At 65.9% G+C, this 3,245-nt stretch carries 3 protein-coding genes and 1 pseudogene; 2 read left to right on the top strand and 2 right to left on the bottom strand.

The genetic code is table 11. From position 1 onward, the window contains the following. Positions 1-206, bottom strand: a pseudogene (locus ACESNG_RS20920) (hypothetical protein); the annotation flags it as partial. A 98-nt stretch (positions 207-304) separates the two neighbouring features. Between ACESNG_RS20920 and ACESNG_RS20915 the strand changes: the two are divergent. Both ACESNG_RS20915 and ACESNG_RS20910 read left to right on the top strand, forming a co-directional pair. Continuing rightward, positions 305-1,216, top strand: a complete 912-nt coding sequence (locus tag ACESNG_RS20915) for a hypothetical protein (RefSeq protein ID WP_373062457.1) — start codon at positions 305-307, stop codon at positions 1,214-1,216. A gap of 166 nt (positions 1,217-1,382) precedes the next feature. Continuing rightward, complete coding sequence (locus ACESNG_RS20910) at positions 1,383-1,934, top strand: Uma2 family endonuclease (protein WP_373062459.1); 552 nt, start codon at positions 1,383-1,385, stop codon at positions 1,932-1,934. A gap of 11 nt (positions 1,935-1,945) precedes the next feature. Here the strand turns inward: ACESNG_RS20910 and ACESNG_RS20905 are convergent. Then, on the bottom strand, positions 1,946-3,245 hold a 1,300-nt coding region (locus ACESNG_RS20905), incomplete at its 5' end, for a hypothetical protein (RefSeq protein ID WP_373070677.1).

Genomic DNA, 3,245 nt, shown 5'->3' with positions numbered 1-3,245 from the left:
GCATCCCCCTGCAGCACTCGTACGCGCGAGCTGCGCCAAAGCACCTCGAAGTCGCGCGGGGTGGCGGCGAGCGCCTGGTCCACCAGGGTGACGGCCGGTGCGAGCTGCGCCGCCGCCAACAGCGTGTCGACGCGAGCGATCGACGCCGTCTGCGCGAGGAGTGGTGCGGGTGCGAGCAGGAGAGTTGAAAGCAGAAGACGGCGCATGCGATCAGCGGTTGAGTTTGCCGACAGAACGGGTCAGGATTAGCTACAGTCTGCCGGTCTCGGTTCGCTCCCGCAAGCTCCCCTTGTCTCCTCCCGCCATGACTTGCTTCCTGCTCGATTCTTCGTTCCGCGCGGGCGCGCTTGCGTTCGCTGGCGTTCTCACAACGGGAACGTGGACTCGCACCCTTCACGCGCAGCGCGAACGCATCACGGTGCGTGTGGAGGCGCTGGGCGGCACCGATGTGTCGTTGCCCGTTGGCACCACTGCCCGTGACGCGTTCGCACAGCAGGCCGTCCAGGCGTCGTTGGGGCATCGTTTCGTACGGGACCAGGGGAACACCATCGTGGTGGTCGGGGGGCAGTTCCGCGCTGTACGTGCCGCCCTGCCCCGCGAGCGTGCCCGGCTGCAGGGCAGCACCACGTTCGATGCGTTCACGACGCTCAACGTGGTCGCGGCCGACCTGCTGGTGCTGCGCACCGTCGGCACCAAGCACACCATGGTGGGCGTACTCCGACCGGGCTTGTACGGCGAGACGTTTCGCGTGGAGGGTGCCGCGTTCGTTGATCGTATCGTGTCGGCACGCACCACGATCGGTGCCGGGTTGTCGTACGCGTCGAGCTTTGGCAAGCTGCTACCGATTCCTGTGCTCCACGTGGTGTCGCGTCCCTCGCGACGCGTACTCATCGACGCGCTGCTCCCCTCGCGTGGCGACGTATGGTGGATGCCGCGCAAAGGGCTCGACTTGGGGATCAACGCCTCACTGATCGGCGCGAACTATGGTCTTCCCGACGCGCAGCGCGTGGCGGGTGGTGACGCGCTCTGGCTGGCCAACGCCACCGTGGGTCCGCAGGTGCGATGGGCACCGGGGGGCGGGAAGCTGCAGCTCACTGCGGATGCCGGCATGACCGTGCTGCGCCGACTCGAGTATGCCCGCGATGGCCGCAGTGTGGCGGACCTGGCTCCGGGGAACGTGCCGTTCGTACGGTTGGGAGCGCAGCGCCTGTTCTGACGCGCCGACGCTTGACTCGGCGGGCGTGCCGAGCGTACGCTCCATGTGCCTACGCAACGCGATGACACTGGGCGCGAACTTTTGGTGACGGACTCTGAGGCTGCTGCGCGCATATTCGCCCCATGCGCTGCGGATTACTCTCGCCGAGGACAGACGGACGATGCTCATGGCTCAGACGACGGGCGCGTGGACGCTCGCGGAGTTGGATCGGTTGCCCGACGACGGCAACAGGTACGAGCTCGTGGATGGAGAGCTGTTCGTGACGCCGGCGCCTTCGCCGGGGCATGAGACGCTGGCCTCGCACCTGCTCTTTATTCTGGTTCCGTATGTGCACTCGCAGAAGCTCGGGCTGCTGTCCACGCCCCGCGCGGTGGTACGCCAGCACGGCTCTCAGGTCGAGCCGGACATGATGGTGCGTCCCGCCACGCCCGCGCTTCCGCAAACGTGGGCCGAGATGCCGACGCCGTTGCTCGTGGTCGAAATCCTGTCGCAAACGACTCGTCGGCGCGACCACGTGCAGAAGCGCGCGTTCTATGTCCGCCTTGGTGTTGCGGAGTATTGGATCGTCGACCGCTTCGAGCGCACGATTCGCGTGATCAGACCAGACGCAGACGACGTGGTGTGTGACGCGAAGCTGGTGTGGCATCCATCGGGTGCGACCGAATCGCTCCAGATGGATGTGGCCGCATTGTTTTTCGCGGCGTTGGGGGCGGTGTAGATCGCCGGGCGTTACCGACCCGCGCCCGACTGGCTCACCCGCGGCACGCCGGCGCGAAACAGATAACTCAGTTTCACGAACGCGCCGTCCGACACACGCTCGGCTTCGAATGGCCGCATGGTCAGGCTCGCGTCGAGCGCCGAACCGTATCCCACGAAGATTACCGTGCCGGGACTCGGGAGATACGAGATCAGCCAATCGGCACGTCCCAGCAGCGACTTACGGCGACCGATCGCGCTGTACGTTCCGTTGGCTGCCCGCGTGAGCAGTGGACGCTCGGTACGCGGATCCCGCAGTGCATCACGGTCACGCGATTCGATCTGTACGATCAGCCGGGCAAAGAGCGCGCGGGAAAACTGGTACTCTGTGCGCAGGCGTGGTACGATCTGCGTGCTGAACACCGACCCATCGCGCGCGCGCAGGAATTGCTGGTAGCGCACGAGCGACGACACACGTAACTGCGGCGACGGACGCAAGTCGGCCGACAGCTCCATCTCCGTACGCGTGGCGGTGGCGGTCTCAAAGAACTCCGGTTCGGTGCCGCGCCGCGCGCTGAGGGTGGCCCCGCCGCGACGCCACTGCGGTGTATTGAGCGAGAATTGGAGTGCGCGTGTGAACTGCCGACCATTCGGTACGAAGGCGACGGTATCGACCCGACCGTTGACGGTGGGGAGCACCGTGGCGGTGCGGGCGTAGCGTCGCGCATCGAAGGCGACCGCCTGCACCTCGGGAGTGATCGAAGCCCGCCAGCCGCCACGCAATACGAACGAATTATCGAGGGCGGCGGTGACCTCCAACGGCGAGCCGCGCTCTTGAAATCCCTCGTACGACCACAAGGCCGACGAGCGAACGAACTGCTGCTGCTGATCCCACCAGCCACCCTTGCGGCCAAACCGTGTAAATCGCTGGAAGAGCTGGGCACGCACGAAGTCGGTGCGATTCACGAAACCGCTCTGCGTCTCGAACTGCGGCGAAAAGGAGGACAGCGAGCTCCGGTATCCCCACGCCCGTCCGGTCCGTCCATGATTGAGCTCGAGGAGCTGTCCGCTGCGTGTGCCGGCACTGTCGCCGGTCAGACTGGTCGCCGCGCGCACCTCCACGTTGTAGACCTTCGCAAAGTTGAGGCGAGAGTCCACGCCGGCGACGCGGTTGAAGCGCCGCCCTTCGGTTCGGTCGGTGACGAGAAAGCCGGCCGAGCTTTGCGTGCCGATATCCCGGCGCACCCGCAGAATATTGTACACCGGGTTGGTACGACCATCACGACTCGTACGCGCGGCGTCGACGGCGCTGAGGAACCCGATGTCGATGTTC

Origin of the sequence: Gemmatimonas sp., assembly GCF_041689975.1 — a bacterium.
GTDB lineage: Bacteria > Gemmatimonadota > Gemmatimonadetes > Gemmatimonadales > Gemmatimonadaceae > Gemmatimonas.
This window is presented reverse-complemented; position numbering and strand designations above follow the sequence as displayed.

What these genes read in the sequence shown, in the direction of transcription:
- ACESNG_RS20915 (WP_373062457.1), top strand. Translation starts at nt 305, where the DNA reads ATGACTTGCTTCCTGCTCGATTCTTCGTTCCGCGCGGGCGCGCTTGCG.
- ACESNG_RS20910 (WP_373062459.1), top strand. Translation starts at nt 1,383, where the DNA reads ATGGCTCAGACGACGGGCGCGTGGACGCTCGCGGAGTTGGATCGGTTG.